Origin of the sequence: Micromonospora sp. NPDC047707 (assembly GCF_040704235.1) — a bacterium.
GTDB lineage: Bacteria > Actinomycetota > Actinomycetes > Mycobacteriales > Micromonosporaceae > Micromonospora.
Genome location: NZ_JBEYSU010000016.1, coordinates 117,707 through 135,049 on the forward strand (window position 1 = coordinate 117,707; position 17,343 = coordinate 135,049).

General features: G+C 70.5%; 18 protein-coding genes and 1 pseudogene. 9 read left to right on the forward strand and 10 right to left on the reverse strand.

The annotated features are described in order from the left end of the window. Positions 1 to 119 precede the first annotated feature (119 nt). The 4 genes from AB0873_RS19050 to AB0873_RS19065 form a co-directional block, all read right to left on the reverse strand. Entirely contained in the window at positions 120 to 1,487 is a 1,368-nt protein-coding gene (locus tag AB0873_RS19050; RefSeq protein WP_366601005.1) for a biotin carboxylase N-terminal domain-containing protein, read from the reverse strand. Between the two features lie 102 nt (positions 1,488 to 1,589). Next, positions 1,590 to 2,213: a helix-turn-helix domain-containing protein gene (locus AB0873_RS19055; protein ID WP_366601006.1), complete on the reverse strand. Its 624-nt coding sequence runs from the start codon at positions 2,211 to 2,213 to the stop codon at positions 1,590 to 1,592. Between the two features lie 26 nt (positions 2,214 to 2,239). Further along, a complete protein-coding gene (locus AB0873_RS19060) occupies positions 2,240 to 2,830 on the reverse strand; it encodes a VanZ family protein (protein WP_366601007.1) in 591 nt (196 codons plus the stop codon). A 9-nt stretch (positions 2,831 to 2,839) separates the two neighbouring features. Further along, positions 2,840 to 4,057 carry an FAD-dependent oxidoreductase gene (locus tag AB0873_RS19065; RefSeq protein WP_366601008.1) on the reverse strand — a complete coding sequence of 406 codons (1,218 nt, stop codon included), beginning with the start codon at positions 4,055 to 4,057 and terminating at the stop codon, positions 2,840 to 2,842. Between the two features lie 109 nt (positions 4,058 to 4,166). On the opposite strand from AB0873_RS19065, the gene AB0873_RS19070 reads away from it, so the two are divergent. Then, positions 4,167 to 4,742 (forward strand): TetR family transcriptional regulator, encoded by a 576-nt coding sequence (locus AB0873_RS19070; protein ID WP_366601009.1) that lies wholly within the window; start codon positions 4,167 to 4,169, stop codon positions 4,740 to 4,742. Positions 4,743 to 4,816: 74 nt separating this feature from the next. On the opposite strand, the gene AB0873_RS19075 is transcribed toward AB0873_RS19070, so the two are convergent. Further along, entirely contained in the window at positions 4,817 to 5,719 is a 903-nt protein-coding gene (locus AB0873_RS19075; protein ID WP_366601010.1) for a sulfurtransferase, read from the reverse strand. Between the two features lie 114 nt (positions 5,720 to 5,833). Here AB0873_RS19075 and AB0873_RS19080 point away from each other — a divergent pair, with 114 nt between their 5' ends. Continuing rightward, entirely contained in the window at positions 5,834 to 6,352 is a 519-nt protein-coding gene (locus tag AB0873_RS19080; RefSeq protein ID WP_155329559.1) for a SigE family RNA polymerase sigma factor, read from the forward strand. Further along, positions 6,345 to 7,616 (forward strand): hypothetical protein, encoded by a 1,272-nt coding sequence (locus AB0873_RS19085; RefSeq protein WP_366601011.1) that lies wholly within the window; start codon positions 6,345 to 6,347, stop codon positions 7,614 to 7,616. The genes AB0873_RS19080 and AB0873_RS19085 overlap by 8 nt, the downstream gene beginning before the upstream one ends. 41 nt (positions 7,617 to 7,657) lie before the next feature. On the opposite strand, the gene AB0873_RS19090 is transcribed toward AB0873_RS19085, so the two are convergent. Then, positions 7,658 to 8,425, reverse strand: a complete 768-nt coding sequence (locus AB0873_RS19090) for an SGNH/GDSL hydrolase family protein (protein ID WP_366601012.1) — start codon at positions 8,423 to 8,425, stop codon at positions 7,658 to 7,660. Between the two features lie 233 nt (positions 8,426 to 8,658). Between AB0873_RS19090 and AB0873_RS19095 the strand changes: the two genes are divergently transcribed. After that, on the forward strand, positions 8,659 to 9,300 hold the full coding sequence (locus AB0873_RS19095) for a helix-turn-helix transcriptional regulator (RefSeq protein WP_366601013.1): 642 nt from the start codon (positions 8,659 to 8,661) through the stop codon (positions 9,298 to 9,300). Beyond that, the gene (locus AB0873_RS19100) at positions 9,291 to 9,473 is read left to right on the forward strand and encodes a DUF397 domain-containing protein (protein WP_366601014.1); all 183 of its coding nucleotides are present in this window, start codon (positions 9,291 to 9,293) and stop codon (positions 9,471 to 9,473) included. Before AB0873_RS19095 ends, AB0873_RS19100 begins: the two co-directional genes overlap by 10 nt. A 168-nt stretch (positions 9,474 to 9,641) precedes the next feature. On the opposite strand, the gene AB0873_RS19105 is transcribed toward AB0873_RS19100, so the two are convergent. Together AB0873_RS19105 and AB0873_RS19110 are read right to left on the reverse strand one after the other, a co-directional pair. Further along, positions 9,642 to 10,925, reverse strand: a complete 1,284-nt coding sequence (locus AB0873_RS19105; protein ID WP_366601015.1) for an LPXTG cell wall anchor domain-containing protein — start codon at positions 10,923 to 10,925, stop codon at positions 9,642 to 9,644. 32 nt (positions 10,926 to 10,957) lie between these two features. Next, a complete protein-coding gene (locus AB0873_RS19110; RefSeq protein ID WP_366601016.1) occupies positions 10,958 to 11,581 on the reverse strand; it encodes a helix-turn-helix domain-containing protein in 624 nt (207 codons plus the stop codon). Positions 11,582 to 11,715: 134 nt separating this feature from the next. Between AB0873_RS19110 and AB0873_RS19115 the strand changes: the two genes are divergently transcribed. Then, positions 11,716 to 12,744: an aldo/keto reductase gene (locus AB0873_RS19115; RefSeq protein ID WP_366601017.1), complete on the forward strand. Its 1,029-nt coding sequence runs from the start codon at positions 11,716 to 11,718 to the stop codon at positions 12,742 to 12,744. Between the two features lie 75 nt (positions 12,745 to 12,819). Here AB0873_RS19115 and AB0873_RS19120 read toward each other — a convergent pair whose 3' ends face one another. Beyond that, complete coding sequence (locus AB0873_RS19120) at positions 12,820 to 13,923, reverse strand: WD40 repeat domain-containing protein (RefSeq protein WP_366601018.1); 1,104 nt, start codon at positions 13,921 to 13,923, stop codon at positions 12,820 to 12,822. Continuing rightward, positions 13,920 to 14,021: pseudogene (locus AB0873_RS19125) on the reverse strand (SigE family RNA polymerase sigma factor); the annotation flags it as partial. The gene AB0873_RS19120 and the pseudogene AB0873_RS19125, both read right to left, overlap by 4 nt. 342 nt (positions 14,022 to 14,363) lie before the next feature. On the opposite strand from AB0873_RS19125, the gene AB0873_RS19130 reads away from it, so the two are divergent. The 3 genes from AB0873_RS19130 (at position 14,364) to AB0873_RS19140 (ending at position 17,232) form a co-directional block, all read left to right on the forward strand. Next, positions 14,364 to 16,040, forward strand: coding sequence for a hypothetical protein (locus AB0873_RS19130; protein ID WP_366601019.1), 1,677 nt, complete (start codon positions 14,364 to 14,366; stop codon positions 16,038 to 16,040). Positions 16,041 to 16,133: 93 nt separating this feature from the next. After that, a complete protein-coding gene (locus tag AB0873_RS19135) occupies positions 16,134 to 16,301 on the forward strand; it encodes a hypothetical protein (RefSeq protein ID WP_366601020.1) in 168 nt (55 codons plus the stop codon). A 343-nt stretch (positions 16,302 to 16,644) separates the two neighbouring features. Then, positions 16,645 to 17,232 carry a hypothetical protein gene (locus AB0873_RS19140; RefSeq protein WP_366601021.1) on the forward strand — a complete coding sequence of 196 codons (588 nt, stop codon included), beginning with the start codon at positions 16,645 to 16,647 and terminating at the stop codon, positions 17,230 to 17,232. Positions 17,233 to 17,343: the final 111 nt, after the last annotated feature.

Below are 17,343 nucleotides of genomic sequence, written 5' to 3' on the forward strand. Positions count from 1 at the left end.
GCCCTGACACCACCAGCATGTCATCCCACCGACCCGCCAGTGTTGATCATGAAGTTAGCGGGGACAAATCGGGCGTACGGACCCGCTAACCTCATGATCGACGCAGTGAAGCCCCGGGGTCAGCGCATGCGGGACACGATGCCGGTGTCGTAGTCGCCGGAGCGGAACTCCTCGTTCTCCAGGAGCTCGGCGAAGAAGGGGAGATTGTTCTTCGGGCCGGACAGCTCGAACTGCGCGACCGCGGCCTTCGCGCGCTCGATCGCCTCCGCGCGGGTCGCCCCGCTCACGATGAGCTTCGCCATCAGGCTGTCGTAGAACGGGGTGACCGTGTTGCCGGCGACGTACCCGGAGTCGACCCGTACGCCCTCACCGGCCGGCTCGACCCAGGTCGTGATCGCGCCCGGGCCGGGCAGGAAGCGCTTCGGGTCCTCGGCGTTGATCCGCAGCTCGATCGCGTGGCCGCGCGGCGTGAGCGCATCCGGGTCGAAGGTCGGCGCCAGGCCGGCCGCCACCCGCAACTGCTCCTCGACCAGGTCGACGCCGTAGACCAGCTCGGTCACCGGGTGCTCGACCTGGAGGCGCGTGTTCATCTCCAGGAAGAAGAACTCGTCGGCGGCGGGACCGTCCACCGCGAGGTCCCGCTGGCGCGGGACCAGCAGGCACTCGACCGTGCCCGCGTTGCGGTACCCGACCGCCTCACCGGCGCGCACCGCCGCGGCCAGGAAGCGCGAGCGCAGCTCCGGCGACACCGCCGGGGACGGCGACTCCTCGACCAGCTTCTGGTTGCGCCGCTGCACCGAGCACTCGCGCTCGCCCAGGGCCACCACCCGGCCATCGGCCAGGCCGAGGATCTGCACCTCGACGTGGCGCACCCGGGGGAAGTACCGCTCGATCAGGACCGAGCCGTCGCCGAACATCCGCTCGGCGAACGACCGCACCTTGTCGTACTCGGTGCGCAGCGCCGCCTCGTCGACGGCCACGCCCATGCCCATCCCGCCACCGCCGGCCGCGGCCTTGACCATCACCGGGTAACCGATCTCCGCCGCCGCGGCGACCGCCGCGTCCAGGTCGGCCGCCGGGTCGGTGGTGCCCGGCGCGACCGGAACCCCGGCCGCCGCCATCAGGTTCCGGGCGTTGATCTTGTCGCCCATCGCGGTGATCGCGTCCGCGCCGGGCCCGACCCAGATCAGGCCGCTCGCCTCGACGGTACGGGCGAACTCGGCGTTCTCGGAGAGGAAGCCGTAGCCGGGGTGGATCGCCTGCGCGCCGGTGGACTTGGCGGCGGCGAGGATCGCCTCGGTGTTGCGGTAGCTCTGGGCCGGATTTGCCGGACCCACGCAGACCGCCTCGTCCGCCTCGGTCACGAACGGCAGGCCGGCGTCGACCTCCGAGTGCACCGCGATCGCGCGAACCCCGAGCCGCTTGGCGGTACGGATGATCCGGCGGGCGATCTCGCCCCGATTGGCGACCAGCAGCGACTCGATCATGTCTCCTCCAGCGTCCCAGGCTTAACGAAGGTTAAGGAAACCACGCCGCCCCGGTTACTGACGAGTCGCTGGAGTGCGGACGTCACGCCACCGCGCGAGCGCTCAGTGCGCGGTGGGGGCGAGCAGGGCGGCCAGCGTCGCGCCGCGCAGCAACTCGGCCCGGCGCTGCCGGTCCACCTCGCCGCCGAGGAACGGGGTGGAGTTCATCAGGCCGAACGCCGCGTGGGCGAGCACGCGCGCCTCACCGTCGGGCATGCCCGGGTGCAGCGCGGTCAGCACGGTCACCCACTCCTCGACGTACAGGCGCTGGAGCCGGCGGATCCGGCGGCGCGGCTCGTCGGGCAGCCGGTCCAGCTCGTGCAGGTGCAGGGCGATCACGGCCGGGTTGGCCAGCGCGAAGTCGACGTGGAAGTCGATCAACGACTCGAGCGCGCCGCGCGGGTCGTCCGGGTGGCCGGCGGACCGCTCCCGACCCCCGGCGAGCAGCCCCTCGCTGACCGGGATCAGCGCGGCGACGAGCATCGCCTCCTTGCCGGCGAAGTGGTGGTAGAGCGCCGGACCGGTGACCCCGGCGGCCGCGCCGATGTCGTCCATCGAGACGCCGTGGTAGCCGCGGGCGGCGAAGAGCCCGACCGCGATCTCCAGGATCTCGTCCTTGCGGGACCGGCGCCGGCCCGAACCCGTGCCGCCGTTCGTCGTGCCCCGCGCCTGCTGCTCCACCGTCACCGGGCAAGCGTAGACCGCGCGCCGCCTCAGGTGGAGGCGTGGTTACCGGTCGGTTGCTCACATCCGGCCGGCACGGCGGCAGCCGTGGCGACCGTACGGCGGGCGGCCCACCACGGCCGCGAGAGCAGCCCGGCCAGCGCCGCCCCGGCCGCATTGAGCAGCACGTCGTCGACCGAGGTGACCCGGCCGAGGTCGAGGGTGTACTGCGCCGACTCGACCAGCACCGAGCAGGCGGCGCCCAGCAGGAAGAGCCGGCCGGCGCCGGCCAGCGCGGGTACGCGTACCGGGGCGAAGAGACCCAACGCGGCGAAGACCAGCAGGTTGCCGACCACCTGGACCACGACGGTGGCCGGGGCTGCGGTGAGCAGGCCGGCCAGGTCGCGCAGGGGCACCAGGTCGAGCCCGCGGGGCGCGTCGCGCGGGGTGAGGATCATCCAGACCCAGGGGAGGGTGCCGGCCACCGCGCCGACCTCGGCGACGCTGCGCCACCACGCCTCACCGCGCGTCGGAGCGTCCCGCCGGAGCCGGGCGAGCACGGCGACGAAGGCCACCACCACCGGCAGGCCGATCGCCGTGGCGGTCAGGACGGCACCCCAGTCCCGCCACACCTGCCCCATCGGCGCAGCCTACTGCGTGTCCCCCGGATCTCGTGCCGGCGAGACGCGGCCCCGGCCCGGGCTCCGGGACCCGCCCGCCGGGCGGTGGGCGAGGCCGGAGAGGCGCAGGGCGATCCGGCGGCGGGCCGGGGGCAGCGCGGAGAGCAGGCGCAGCAGCAGGTTGCGGGCCGGGCGGGCGGCGGGCGGCAGGGTGGCCAGCCGGGTCAGGCCGGCGGCGAAGGAGACCACGTCCTCGGCCATCGGGCGGCGCCGGGCCGCGTAGCCGTCGAGCAGCGTGTCGGGGCCGCCGGCCAGCACGTCGGCGAGGGTGCCGCCGAGGTCGACCGCGTCGACGACGCCCAGGTTCATCCCCTGCCCGCCGGCGGGGCTGTGCACGTGCCCGGCGTCACCGGCGAGCAGCACCGGACCGGCCCGGAAGGAGTCCGCGATCCGCTCGTGCAGGCGGAACCGGGACGACCAGAGCACCTCCGTCACCCGGTCCGGGCGGCGGGCCGGGCCGCGCTCGTCGAGCAGGCCCTGGAGGTACCCCACGTCGGCGTCGGCCGGTGCCTCCGGGACGGCGGCGACGAGCCGGACCACCCCACCGGGCAGCGGCGCCCAGATCAGCGCGCCGGACCGGGCGAGGAAGAGTGTCGCCCGGTCGCGTGGCAGCGCGCTGGACACCCGGACGTCGGCGAGCACGAACGACTCCGTCCCGTGGTCCGGGCCGGGGAAGCCGATGCCCGCCAGACCGCGGACCGTGCTGTGCATGCCGTCCGCCGCGACGACGTACCGGGCGCGGACCGTCGCACCGCCGGCGAAGGTGGCGACCGCGCCGGGCCCGCCGAGGTCGAGGCCGGTCATCTCGTACGGCCGCAGCACGGGCACGCCGGCGGCGGCGAGCAGCGTGGTCAGCACCTCCTCGGTGACCGCCTGGGAGACCATCAGCGCGTACGGGTGCCGGGACGGCAGGTCGCCGAACGGCACGTGGAGCAGCACCCGGTCGCGGTCCTGGACGGTGAACTCCGGCGCCCGCGCCCCGCGTGCCACGAGCGGGGCGCCGGCGCCGATCCGGTCCAGCTCCTCCAGGGTGTACGCGTGCACGACGGCCGCCCGCGAGGTCACCGGCGGCTCGGCCAGCCGGTCGACCACGGTCACCGGCACCCCGCGCCGGGCCAGCGTGAGCGCGGCGGTCAGCCCGGTGGGCCCGGCCCCCACCACCAGCACGTCCGTCTCGGTGGGCAGCATCCGGCACCTCCGCGATCATCAATGCCAACGCCTGTTGGCAAACATGTGTAGGCAACGTTAGGACACCTCACACTGGCGTGTCAACAAGTGTTGGCATACGGTCGTGGGCATGACCGAGGCAGCGCCTACCCGCCCCCGCCGCTCCGACGCCACCCGGGCCGCGATCCTGCGGTCCGCCCGGGCCCGCTTCGCCGCCGACGGGTACGACCGGGCCACCATCCGGGCCATCGCCGCCGACGCGCGCATCGACCCGTCGATGGTGATGCGGTACTACGGCAGCAAGGAGGGGCTGTTCGCGGCGGCGGCCGAGTTCGACCTGCGCCTGCCCGACCTGACGCAGGTGCCCCCCGACCGGTTCGGCGAGGCGCTGGTGCGCCACTTCCTCGACCGCTGGGAGGGCGACGAGACCCTCGCGGCGCTGCTGCGGGCGGCGAGCGCCAACCCGGGCGCGGCCGAGCGGATCCGCGGCATCTTCGCCGACCAGCTCACCGAGGCCGTCGCCACGTTCGGCGCCGGCCCGGAGACCACCGCCCGCCGGGCCGGCCTGGTGGCCAGCCAGATCCTCGGCCTCGCGTTCACCCGCTACATCGTCCGGCTGCCGCCCGTGGTCGAGATGGACCGGGCGGAGGTGGTGGCGTGGGTGGGACCGACCATCCAGCGCTACCTCCGGGGCCGGCCTGGCTGACCACCCAACCTTGCAACAAGGAAGGGCCCCCTGTTAACGCCTGGCGTTGAACAGGGGACCCTTCTTAACGCCGGTCAGCTCGCCAGGCCGCCGGGCTGGTCGCCCTTCACGACGGGAGCCCGGACCAGGTTGCCCCACTCGGTCCACGAGCCGTCGTAGTTGCGGACCTGCCGGTAACCGAGCAGGTGTCGCAGCACGAACCAGGTGTGGCTGGACCGCTCGCCGATCCGGCAGTACGCGACGATGTCGTCGTCCGCGTCCAACCCGAGCTGGTCGGCGTAGATCGCCCGCAGCTCGTCGGGCGACTTGAAGGTGCCGTCGTCGTTCGCCGCCGACTTCCACGGCTTGTTCACCGCGCCGGGGATGTGCCCGCCGCGCAGCGCGCCCTCCTGCGGGTAGTCGGGCATGTGCAGCATCTCGCCGGTGTACTCACCCGGCGACCGCACGTCGACCAGCGGCCGGCCGGCGGCGATGTGCGCCATGACCTGCTCGCGGTACGCCCGGATCGGCGCGTCGTCCCGCTGCGGAACGGGGTACTCCGCCCGCGGGCGGGTCGGCTTGTCGCGGGTCACCTCGCGCCCCTCGGCGATCCACTTCTGCCGGCCCCCGTCCAGCAGCCGCACGTCCGGGTGGCCGAAGAGCGAGAAGACCCAGAGGGCGTACGCGGCCCACCAGTTGAAGTTGTCGCCGTAGAAGACGACGGTGTCGTCGCGGCCGATGCCCTTGGCCGCGCACAGCTCGGCGAAGCCCTTGGCGTCCAGGTAGTCGCGGGTCACCTGGTCGTTCAGCTCCAGGTGCCAGTCGACCTTGATGGCACCGGGGATGTGACCGGTGTCGTAGAGCAGCACGTCCTCGTCGCACTCGATGACGACGAGCCCCTCGTCGCCCAGGTGCTCCGCCAGCCACCCGGTGGTGACCAGCTTCTGCGGGTCCGCGTAGGACTGGAGTCGGGGATCAGGATCGCTCGGCACAGACATGATCCCCAAGGTACGCCGATTCCCACCTTGCCGACCCGCCATCGGAAATCGGGTGCAGCGGATGCGACGTGTGACGCGTGACAGTGGCGAGACCCGCCGACACCGAGGACCGACATGACTGAAGGGCCACGCTCCGGGGCCGCACCACCGCCGGTGGACTTCACCGAGTTCTACCAGGCGCACTTCCACCGCGTTGCGGTGCAGCTCTACGCGTACCTCGGTGACCACGCGGAGGCGCAGGACCTCACGCAGGAGGCGTTCTGCCGGACGCTGGAGCGCTGGGACCGGGTCGGCGAGTACGACGATCCGTCGGCCTTCGTGCGCCGGGTGGCCTGGAACCTCGCCACCAGCCGGCTACGCCGGGTCCGCACCCAACTCCGTCACCTTGCCCGGCAGCGGGAGGAGCACGTGGCCGGGCCCGGGCCGGACCGGGTGGTGCTGATGGCGGCGCTCGCCACCCTGCCGGCCAACCAGCGGCGGGCGGTCGTCCTGCATCACCTCGCCCACCTCACCGTCGCCGAGATCGCCGACCAGGTGGGTGTGCCGGAGGGGACCGTCAAGTCGTGGCTGTCGCGGGGCCGGACGGCAATGGCCCGCCACCTCACCGAGCGGGAGGAGGCCCACCGTGCGTGAGCAGAACCTCGATGAGCTGTTCGCCGAGTTCGAGGCGCAGGCTCTGCCGACCTTCCGGCCGCCCGGCGTACCCGACGCTCAACGCCGGCTGCGCGAGCGACAGCGCCGCCGGCGCGGTCTGCTGGCCGGTGTCGTGACGCTGCTCCTGGCCGGCCCCGCGGGGGCGTACGCGGTCGCTGGCCGGAACGGGGACGAGGTCTCACCCGTCCCGACCCCCAGCCCGTCGGTGTCCCCGTCGCCCGACGACAACCCCGTCCAGCGGCGGGTGGCACTGCCCGGGGTGGCCGGTGAGCTGCGGCAGCTGCGGTTCGCCGATGCCCGGCACGGCTGGGCGTTCTTCGACACCTGCAACGCGGCGGACTCCGGGGCCGGCGGCTGCGAGCGGGCGCTCGGCCGTACGACGGATGGTGGCGCCACCTGGCGGGAGGTGGCGCTGCCGGTGGGCGGCGCCGAGCCGAGCGGTCCGGTAGCCGTGAGCCTGCTGCCGGTGGACAGCCAACGGCTGGTCATCTACTTCGAGTACGGCTACGTGGTCACCACGGACGGCGGTGCGTCGTTCACCCAGCACCCCGCCGGCAATCCGCCCACCACCGCCCAGCTCGCCCTGGCGACCCGCAGTGGATTCGTGATCCGCTGTCCCGGCGATCCCGGGACACCCCGCTGCCCGCGGCAGGAGCTGGCCCGGGTCGGTGCGGGCGGCGCGCCCACCCAACCCCCGGTGACCCTGAGCGCGGACACCGCCCGACACCTCGTCGAGGGTGGCGACGGCCGGCTGTGGCTGGCCGTCGGCGACGGGAACCGGCTGACCGTCGTGGTCAGCGCCGACAGGGCGACCAGCTGGCGGAAGCTCCCGGCAGTGAGCGGGGCCAACCGCCTGCTGGTCTCCCCGGACGGCGCCGACGTCTGGCTGGTCAGCGTCAACGACCACCAGTCGGCGTTCGACGTCACCGACTGGAATCGGGTGTGGCGGCTGGTCGGTGACAGCTGGCAGGAGGGTCCAGGGCTGCCCGACGACACGTTCTCGGTCGCCGCAGCCAACGGTGGGCTGTTGCCGGTCAGCAGCGCCTACGGTGGCGGCGGCTACGTGCGCGACGGCCGGTACACGCCCATACCCGAGCTCGGCGGCTCGGCGCGGGCGGACGGTAGCGACGCCCCGACCGTGGAGGTGCTGGCCGACGACACGATCGTGCTGACCGGCCCGACGGCGACCTTCCTCGGGGTCGGCTCCGGCCCCACCCGGGCCTGGACCCGGCTGACCCGGTGACCCCGGACGGGGGACGGGTGGGCGGGGCCGGGTCGCGGGGGTCAGTCCGTCACGGGGGCCAGCGTCGGGCGCTTCGCCGTCACCGTGTCGCCGGAGCTGCGGCCGGTGAGGCGGCGCTTGAGCCAGGGGGCCAGGTGCCGGGCGGCCCAGCGGAGGTCGTCGGTGCGGGCGGTCAGCCACGGCTTCGGCAGGGGGCGCTCGGGGACCAGCAGCCACTCCTCGTCGCAGCCCACCCCGAGCGCGGTGAGCACCTGCGCGGCCACCCGCCGGTGCCCGGCCGACGACAGGTGCAGCCGGTCGGTGCTCCACAGCAACGGGTTCAGGTACGTGTCGTCGGCGTACAGGTCGACCAGGATGGCACCGTGCCGCTCGGCGGTCTCGCCGACCGCCCGGTTGAGCAGTTGCACCCGGGGAGCGACCAGCCGCTGCCCGGGCAGCCGGGCCATCACGTCGGCGAACCGGAACAGGATCACGTCGGCGCCGCCGGACCGGAGCTGCCCGACCACGTCGTCGAAACGCGCGAGCAGGCTGTCCGAGTCGAAGGTGCGGCGCAGCACGTCGTTGCCGCCGGCGGCGAAGCTGATCAGGTCGGGCTTCATGGCCAGCGCGGTGGGCACCTGCTCGTCCACCACCCGGGGGAAGAGGCGGCCGCGGATGGCGAGGTTCGCGTACCGGAAGTCCGCGCCGGCCTCGACGGCGAGCCGGGTGGCGACCAGGTCGGCCCAGCCCCGGTAGGTGCCGTCCGGGTAGGAGTCGTCCATCCCCTCGGTGAAGCTGTCCCCGACCGCGACGAAACTGCGCCAGCCCACCCGTGCTCCCTCCGGTCGTAAGGAAGGGCCCTTTGCTAACGCCTCCGGTAGAGGAAGGGCCCCTTTCTTAGCAGCGGTAGTTTCGCACCGCAGGCGCGACGGCCGGTGCCGACCGGCACCGGAACGTGGCGGACGTCATCGCGGCGGCGGGTCGACGGCCGGCCGGCGGTACGGCCCCCAGGCCACGAACCGTTCGAACAGCTCCCGCGGCGTAGGGCCGTCGTGCGGGAGCTGTGGAAGCTGAGCCGACCTCGGAGCTGATCCGGACCCAACTGCGGCGGCTACGGGTGAACGCCGAGCTGAGTCAGGAGGAGTTCGGGAAGCTGGTCCACTACTCGGGTTCGCAGGTGTCGGCCGTCGAGCTGGGCCAGCGACCGCTGGACCGGCTGTTCCTCAAGCGGGCCGACGAGGTGCTGAACACCGGAGGTCTACTGACGTCCCTGCTGAAGATGACCGAGCGCGCCGGCCAACCGAGCTGGTTGGATCGACAGTCCATTCTCGACCAACCGCAGCCGCCCCAGCTCGTCGCGGTGCTCGAAGAAACCGTGCTCCGCCGGGCCGACGAGAGCTTCCGGGGCCTGATGATCCAGCAGATCGCGCACCTGCTCGACTGCGCCGAACGCCCGCAGGTGAGCGTGCACGTCATACCGACCGAGATCAGTTCCCACGTCGGCCTGGCGGGACCGTTCACCCTCGCGCGGAGTGAGGACGGCGGTTGGGTCGGCTACCTGGAGCACCAGCTCGGCGGCACATCGGTCGACAAAGATGAAGACGTGTCTATCCTGCTGGCGAGGTGGGAGAGCGTCCGCAGCGAGGCTCTGCCCCACCGCCAGTCGGTCGAACTGATGAAGGAAGTGATGACGTCATGGAGTTGACCGGCGCGACCTGGCGCAAGTCCAGCCGCAGCGGCAACAGCGAGTGCGTCGAGGTGGCCGACAATCTGCCCGGCGTCGTCGGCGTCCGGGACAGCAAGGACCCGGCCGGCCCGGTCCTCACCTTCACCCCGCAGGCCTGGCGCACCTTCATCGCCCGTGCCAAGCGCCTCTGATTCGCCGGCGGCGTGAGCGAGAACGCCGTCGGTCTTCCCCACTGTGCCCGGTCCGGACATCGTCTGCATGCTCGATGAGCTGGCCGAACCGCCGATACGGCGAGACCGACCTACCAGCGACGACGGGCTCCGGGGCCGTGCCGGCCCCGGAGCCCGTCGTCCTGTGTGTCAGCCCCGGAAGAGCGACGGCCGGCGCAGCCGGCTGGCTCCGAGGAGCAGGCCGCCGGCGGCCAGCAGGCCTCCGCCCAGGGAAAGGGCGCCGATGGTCTCGTCACCGGTAACCGGCAGTTCCTTGTCGTCCTTGTCATCGTCCTTGTCGTCGTGCTTCCGGTGGTCGAACTTGCCGTGCCGGATGCAGACGGTGACGGTGGCCGGGTCGGAGACGATCTTCTCGTCGTAGAACCTGCCGGTCGCACGGGCGGTGTTGACCACCTTGCCGTGCTTGACGTCGGACCAGGTCACCACGTACGGCTTGACGGCGTGGCAGTCGGTGCTCGTGCCCCGTGCCAGCGTGGTGGTCCGGCACTTCACGGGTCCGGCCTTCGGGTCGTACACGGCGACATCGGAGATGGTGACGTTGCCGGTGTTGGTCACTCGGTAGGTGTAGAAGATCTTGTCACCCTTGGCCGCGTAGCCGTCGTTCTCGCACTTCTTACGGCAGTCCGACTCGACCCGGGCCTTCTTGTCGATCGACAGGCTGGCCTGAACCGGCTTCTTGGGCTTGGTGGTGACGGTGAAGGTCGCCTCGTTGGACCGCACCTTCTCCTCGCAGAACCACCCGATCGCGTGCGCGGTATTGACAATCTTGCCGTGCTTCACGTCCTCCTCGGTGACGGTGTAGGTGCCCGTGCAGGTGGTGCTGTATCCCGGCTTGAGCGAGGTGTCCTCGCAGGTGATCCCGGTGACCGTGTCGTCCTTGATCCTGATGTGTGTGATCGGTTCGTCTTTCCTGCCGGTGCTTTCGTTCTTCACCGTGTACGTGTAGGTGAACTCCTGCCCCGCCTTCACGTTCTTGTCGGGGCTGCCGGATTTGGTCAGCTTCAGCCTCGGGCTTGCCTCGTCGGCGGCGGCCGGCGAGGCGCCGGCGAACAGCAGAGCGCCGGCCAGCAGCGCGAAGGCAGCCACCAGCGTAGAGACACTCGCCAATCTGCGTGGCGCTGAGGTACTGCTCATGTAATCCCCCGTGTCGTCGTGTTTTACATCGGAGACAACGAGCAGCAAAGGAGGTGGGCCGCGCGAATCCGGCCGAATTCGCTCGGTTGGTCGACTCTTGACGGAATTGGGGCACGCCGTCCGAGATGCTGCGGTAAGGACGCCAGTCCCGCCGATAAAAAACGGCGACGCCTTACCCGACAAGCCAAATAGGTCGAACATGACGAAACAGGCATAAAGTGCCACTAAATGCGCATCGGTACTGACCGACCTCGCAATCACCTCGCCCCTGCTGCTCACCGACCCGAGCCGGTAGGAACACGAGCCGGGGTTCACGCGGGTCGGCGATAGACGCCGTACCACCAGGTCGCCGCTAGTTCGCGCGCTGCCGCGGCGTCGCCGGAGCCGTCGTCGACCGCGATGTGATGGGCGAGGAACCGGTCCCCGCCGACGACGATCAGCCGGCTTGCCTCGACGGCGTCCAGGTCCCTCGGAACCTGGCCGCGCTCCTGCTCAGCCAGGATCAGCTGTGCAGCGTTACGGGTGAACCGGTCGAGTCGGGCATTCCAGAACTCGCGCACCCTCGGGTCGTACGCGGACAGCTCGCTGATCGCGGCCAGCACCGTCGCACGGTCCCGGTAGATCCGGATCACCTGGCGGAAGGTTTCGACCAGCTTGTCCAGACCGTCGCCGGCCCCGGGCTGCCAGGCGGCCGAGATGTCGAAGGACGCCGCGCTGATCGATTCGGCGAGTCGCATCAGCAGCTCGGTCTTGTCCGCGAAATGCACGTAGAAGGTCGACCGGGCGACGCCCGCCTCCGCGGCGATGCGCTGCACGCCCAGTTCGGTGAAGCTCACGCCCTCGGCGAGCAGTCGCTCGGTGGTGGCCAGGATCCGGGCTTCCACCGAGAGCCGGCGGTCCGCACCGCCGGACGGTCGCCGAGTGATGGATGGCATACGCAGATGGTAGGCGGGGAACTCGTCGGCCCGGCCACCAGCGGCTACGCTTGCCGGACACACTGTCTGGCATATCGTCCGACAAGCTGTCCGATGACGAACGGCCAGGTCGGATCCGCAGGAAGGAAGCTGACGTGAAGTACCGACTCCTCGGCAACACCGGCGTGTGGATCTCCGAGATCTCGCTCGGGGCGATGACCTTCGGCGGCTCGGGCGATCCGATCTACGGCGCGCTCGGTGGGCTCGGCCGCGACGAGACCGACCGGATGGTGGCCGCGGCGTTGGACGCCGGCGTCAACCTCATCGACACCGCCGACGTCTACAGCAACGGCGAGAGCGAGGAACTGCTCGGTCACGCGCTGCGCCACCGGCGGGACGACGTGGTGCTGGCCACCAAGGTGCACTCCCCGACCGGCCCTGGTCCGAACGACGCCGGCTGGTCCCGACTGCACGTCATGCAGGCGCTGGAGGCGAGCCTTCGCCGACTGGGTACCGACCACATCGACCTCTACCAGCTGCACAACTTTGACCAGTTCACTCCGTTCGAGGAAGTGCTGGCCGCCCTCGACGACGCCGTACGCCAGGGCAAGGTCCGCTACATCGGCGCCGCGAACCTCGCCGCCTGGCAGGTCAGCAAGGCGCTGGGCGTGTCCGCCGCACGGAACCTGAACCGGTTCGTGTCGCTGCAGTCCTACTACTCCCTGGTGGGCCGGGATGCCGAACGCGACCTGGTGCCGATGGTCCAGGCCGAGGGTGTGGGCCTGTTCGTCTGGAGCCCGCTGGCCGGTGGCTTCCTGTCCGGAAAGATCAGCCGGGAGGGCGCGACCGGCGAGACCCGCCGAGCCGCCCCGGGCTACCCGGATTTCCCGCCGATCGACCGGGAACGCGGCCACGACGTGGTCGACGTGCTGCGGGCGGTGGCGGCACGGCACGACGTGAGCCCGGCCCGGATCGCGATCGCCTGGTTGCTGGCGCAGCCGGCGGTCACCAGTGTCACCGTGGGAGCCCGGAGGATCGACCAGCTCACCGACAACATCGGCGCGAGCGGCCTGGTGCTCACCGCGCAGGACCTGAGCGAACTGGACGAGGTCAGCAAGCTGCCGCCGGCGTACCCGAACTGGATCCAGGAGATGTTCGCCGGCGCTCGCCGCCCCAACGGCTGACGAGGCCCGGACGTGCCGGAGCCGTCGCGCCCCGTGACGCGACGGCTCCGGGCTCGGGCCCGGGATCGTCCTGATTCAGGCTGCGTACGCCAGCAGCGTCAGATCACCGAGCGCGGCCGGTTCGGTGACCGTGCCGAGCGGCTTGAACGTGCTGTCCAGGACGCTGATGCCGGTCGCCCGCCGGACGAGCACCTTGTTGTCGGCGGTGAACATGATGCTCCGGATGCCGGCCCCGCCCGGCAGGTCGACCTCCTTGCCGGTGGTCGTGTCGACCACGGCGAAGCTGCCGTCCTCACGGGAGACGTCGGTGCCGATCCAGCCGACCGCGACGTACCGGCCGTCCATCGACACGCTGCGGGCCTCCCAACCACCCCACTTGGCGGCATCGTCCGCCGGCGGGGTGTAGTTGTAGTTGCGGTGGACGCTTGGGCCGTCCACGAAGGGCTGACCGTCCGTGCTCTCCGCCGCCAGGTAGCGGCCGTCGGCCGACCATCGGCGCAGGATCGGATCGAGCGGGCCGAGGACGACCTTCCCGGTACGCACGTCGTACTGCACGGACTCGCGCGTCGGCTGCCTACCGACCATCAGCAGATCACCGCCCTGCCACACCAGCGCGGTGGGGCCGAAGCAGTTGATGTCGGCCGCCAAGTTCCGCTTGTTCGAACCGTCGATGCCGGCGGTCACCAGCGTGCCGAGCCCCCGATCCCGGTCCGTGGCCACCACCCAGGCGAGACGCCGACCATCCGGGGAGATCGTGATGCTGTTCCGGGTGCACGGGTCGTTGTCCGAGTACGGCACGCGGGCGAGCACGGTGTCGGTCGCGCCGCGGACGGCGTGAACGCGGGCCTCACCGTCGGTCATGCCCAGGTAGTAACGGGTCCCTGCGAGGACCGTCGGCTCGGCGGACGTCGCTGCGGTCGGCGACGGGTCGGCCGGCGACGGCGTGACGATGACGGACGGGCTGTCGGCCGGGATCGGAGCCGGGGCGTCTCCGCGCGGGATCAGCGCGAACGCCGTGCCGGTGGCCGCGCCGACCATCACGAAGGCCGCGGCGGACGTGGCGATCGCGCGCTGGATGCCGAGCCGGCGGGAGGTACGCAGGGCGCGGTCGCGCAGGTCGACCGGGGTGACCTCCTCGGCCAGGTCGGCGAGGTCGATCCGGAGACGGTCGTGGTTCATCGGGCGCTCCCTTCCGGGACGTACAGCTCGGCGAGCTCGGGTGCGACGGCGCGCAACTTGGCCAGGGCCTTCGAGGTCTGGCTCTTCACGGTAGTCAAGCGTTCATAGAAGCCAGTTACTGAATATCTCTTCCGCCGCCGCCCATGGGAACGGTCAGCCGTCGCCCGTCGCCAACTCACCGCCGGTGCAGCCCTCTAAAGGGCCACATGGATGGCCGGCCACCGCTTCGCGGGGCGGGCAGGTCCTTGACCGCGGCGATACCGGGCAACTGGGCGTACGGGCCGAACAAGACTCTCCGAGACGCTGCGGGCGATCTGATCCGCTCGCTCCGATGCCGTCCGCGCTCGCTTGGCTGGCGTACATCGAGGCGCGAGTGTCGTTGCGTGTGCTCGTGCGCGTCGGGCTACGGTGATTAGCCGGATGAGGCGTGAGGGGCTTTCATGATCCATTGGCCGTCTGCTGCTCGGGACCCGGCGCGGTTTGAGCGCGCGGTGAAGATGCTCATCAAGAAGATCGATCCGCACGCGCAAGGCGTCGACGGCGCCGGGGGCGACGGTGGCCGCGACAGCTACGTCCCCAGCCGCTACGTCTCCGGGGATGGCGTGCGGGTCTACGAGGTGAAGTCCTTCACAGGCCGGATGACCGGATCACGGCGGTCACAGACCAAGAAGTCGCTGGCGAAGGCCGTCGAGGAGCACTCGCCGTCGGAGTGGGTCCTGATCGTCCCACTTGAGTTCTCGCCAGCGGAAATCGTCTGGTGGGAAAGCCTGGAAGCGCAGTACCCGGACGTCAGGCTGGACCGGTGGTGCATCGACTGGCTCGACGGCCACTTCAACCAAGACGAAGGCCTGCGCCGCTTCCTCGAAGGCGACGAGTACCAAGTCAGTCGACGTCTCACCGAGCTCAACATGGAGCAGGCGGGGATGGTCAACGGCGTACCTGACTTGTTCCGCCGACAGCGAACACGTCACACTCAGGCCGCAGAGATGGCGCCTCGGCGGTGGGATTGGACGATCTCAACTGGTGAGCACTACCAGGAGGTCGAGATCAGGCCCCGACCCGGCAACGACGCAACCTTCACCGTGCGCGGCAAGTTCGCGTTTCCAGCCGACGACGCCGCAGCCGCCGCCGTTCAGCGAAGCTGGCTGGAGGCGCTTGCCTTCGGAGGATCGGTGACTGTCGAGGAGCGCTTCGTCGAAGACGTGACGATGGTGTTACCCGAGGACCTGCAGGACCTATTTGGTCCCAGCTTCGGGCCCGGGACGGTTCAGTTCAGCTCCCCGCAGGCCGAGTTGGCGACCCCGGTGGTGCTCCACCTGGTTGCCGAGGACAGCGGCGGCAGACAGGTGTGCAGCCTTCCAATCAGCTTCACCACTCGCCTCGCCGGCTCCACCGGCGCGACGACTGTCGGCGCCGACGTATCGGGTACGGTGACAGCTCATCTGCAGCTGAGCTACCAGATGCCCCCGGGCGAGAAGGTGGACGACGGCTGGCAGGCTCTGGTCGGGCAGTTGAAGCTCGGCTGGGCGAGTCCGGCCGGACACTTGCCGTCGACGCTGCGCCCGATGGCCGAGCTGGTCAAGGCATGCGTCGGCGACGGCGCGTCGCTGCATGCCTGCCTCGGCAGGCAGCGGCTGGCCAGCCTGCCTGCTCCGATCATGGCCGACTTGGCCGATGTCGCCGACCTCGTCCTGCTCCTCGACGACCTGCAGGAGCACCTTGGGCTGTCGGAGCCGGTACCGGATGACCTGACCGAACCGGACGTTCAGACGCTCGCGATGGCCTGGTCGGTCCTGTCGACCGGTCACGGTAGCTGGCCGAATGCCGTCCTCAACCACCCTGTGGCCGCCGACGGTGTCAGCGCCTTCATGGAACACCCGCTCTGGTCCAGCGAGCCCGGCGAGCTCGTGCTCAGCCACCCCAACCTCGTTGTCAGTCCCGCCGGCATGCAGCTAGAACTCGGTCCTGCGGAGATCCGCTTCCCCCGCGTCATAGTGAAGAATCGGGCTGAAGTCGAGGCCGCAGGCCGGGCCGGAACCGAGGTTGTCGCACGGTTCGGGTCCTCCGAAGGTTCGACGCCCGTGGTCAGCTCGCTGCCTGCGGAACCAGACGCATGAGGACGGGGACGAAGTCAGAGTCTTTCAGGGCTCTGCTCGCCTTGGAACTTCGACCAGACCGGCCTTGTCGGAGGTGCCTGGAAAGTCCCGGGCATGGAGTACGAGCAGGCGCTGACAGCGGATAAGTTGTGGTGTTGGCCCGTCGAGGTGCTCGACCGGCTGTCCGAGTTGCGGCACCAGGCCGGCCTCGGACACGCCGCGCATCGCCAGGTCGTCCTGGCCTCGCATCCGCTCCCATGGTCGCGGGGCGGTTCCACGTGAGATAGTGCCGGCCATGGAGGGTGGCGGCGGGTTCGACGTTGAGACGTGGTGTGGCGCTTGTCGGCTGGAAACCCGCACCGTGTACGGCGAGCGGTGCGAGAAGTGCCATCCCGACGAGCTGCGGAGCAAGGTGCCGCCTCGTCACTGTGGAGTCTGTTCTCGCGACACCAGGCTCCTCGATGACGAAACAAGATGTCCCACGTGTCATCCCTTTGCCGACTACGCCATAGATCGGTACGCCTCCAAGCCCTGGTGCGGACAGTGCGACAGGGAAGACCGCCACATCTTTATCGGTGGATACCGATTCAAGTGCAGGAAGTGTCATCGGCTGGGTCAGAAGCCGATGCAGTGGCCGACCTTCGATGTGCCCGACGGCTTCACGGAGCAGTTCCTCGCCTGTGACTGGCTGTGCTACATCTCGCCCACGATGCGCAAGGTGGGACCAGATCGGCTGAGGGCACTACTTCGCCGCTGGTTCGACGCCGGATACACCCCCAAAGACATCGTCTACGCCCTCGATCACTACCCCACAGGCGAGCTGTACGAGACCAGGACTCCCGCGCCCAACGAGAAGCCGAGGGTCATCGAAAACTGGGTCCAGCGCCGCCTGCGGGCGTGGCTCGACGACGAGGAGGACCCGCTGCCTCCGGTCAACTCGCATATCAGAGAACGGCGCGACCACGTCCTGAGCCACCAACACGAGCGCCGCGAGATGTACGAGCGGGAACGCCAGCTAGCCGCTGACCCGCGCATAACGCCAGGCGCGGCTCAGGCGCGAGTCGTCGCTCGCACCGCCGCGGCCATGAGCCGCCGCAATCGGGCCGAAGCGCACGCGCGGGAGCTGGCAGCCATCCGTCTTCAGCAAGCTGAGCAGAAGAGCCGCAGCCAGGCGCTTGGGAATCTGATGCGCGCAAGCGAGGAACCGTTCTAGGAAGTGTCTCGTCGATCTTGGGTGAGGTCGCGTAGCCAGATCTTCATCGTGGCGATGTCGACTGTGGCCCGGTACATGTAGTCGCGCTTGTCGTACCTGGTCGCGACCGCC

Excerpts from the sequence above, each read along its gene's own strand:
- AB0873_RS19135 (WP_366601020.1), top strand. The coding sequence starts at position 16,134 with ATGGAGTACGAGCAGGCGCTGACAGCGGATAAGTTGTGGTGTTGGCCC.
- AB0873_RS19140 (WP_366601021.1), top strand. The coding sequence starts at position 16,645 with ATGCAGTGGCCGACCTTCGATGTGCCCGACGGCTTCACGGAGCAGTTC.
- AB0873_RS19050 (WP_366601005.1), bottom strand. The coding sequence starts at position 1,487 with ATGATCGAGTCGCTGCTGGTCGCCAATCGGGGCGAGATCGCCCGCCGG.
- AB0873_RS19100 (WP_366601014.1), top strand. The coding sequence starts at position 9,291 with ATGGAGTTGACCGGCGCGACCTGGCGCAAGTCCAGCCGCAGCGGCAAC.
- AB0873_RS19065 (WP_366601008.1), bottom strand. The coding sequence starts at position 4,057 with ATGCTGCCCACCGAGACGGACGTGCTGGTGGTGGGGGCCGGGCCCACC.
- AB0873_RS19130 (WP_366601019.1), top strand. The coding sequence starts at position 14,364 with ATGATCCATTGGCCGTCTGCTGCTCGGGACCCGGCGCGGTTTGAGCGC.
- AB0873_RS19075 (WP_366601010.1), bottom strand. The coding sequence starts at position 5,719 with ATGTCTGTGCCGAGCGATCCTGATCCCCGACTCCAGTCCTACGCGGAC.
- AB0873_RS19120 (WP_366601018.1), bottom strand. The coding sequence starts at position 13,923 with ATGAACCACGACCGTCTCCGGATCGACCTCGCCGACCTGGCCGAGGAG.
- AB0873_RS19080 (WP_155329559.1), top strand. The coding sequence starts at position 5,834 with ATGACTGAAGGGCCACGCTCCGGGGCCGCACCACCGCCGGTGGACTTC.
- AB0873_RS19070 (WP_366601009.1), top strand. The coding sequence starts at position 4,167 with ATGACCGAGGCAGCGCCTACCCGCCCCCGCCGCTCCGACGCCACCCGG.
- AB0873_RS19060 (WP_366601007.1), bottom strand. The coding sequence starts at position 2,830 with ATGGGGCAGGTGTGGCGGGACTGGGGTGCCGTCCTGACCGCCACGGCG.
- AB0873_RS19110 (WP_366601016.1), bottom strand. The coding sequence starts at position 11,581 with ATGCCATCCATCACTCGGCGACCGTCCGGCGGTGCGGACCGCCGGCTC.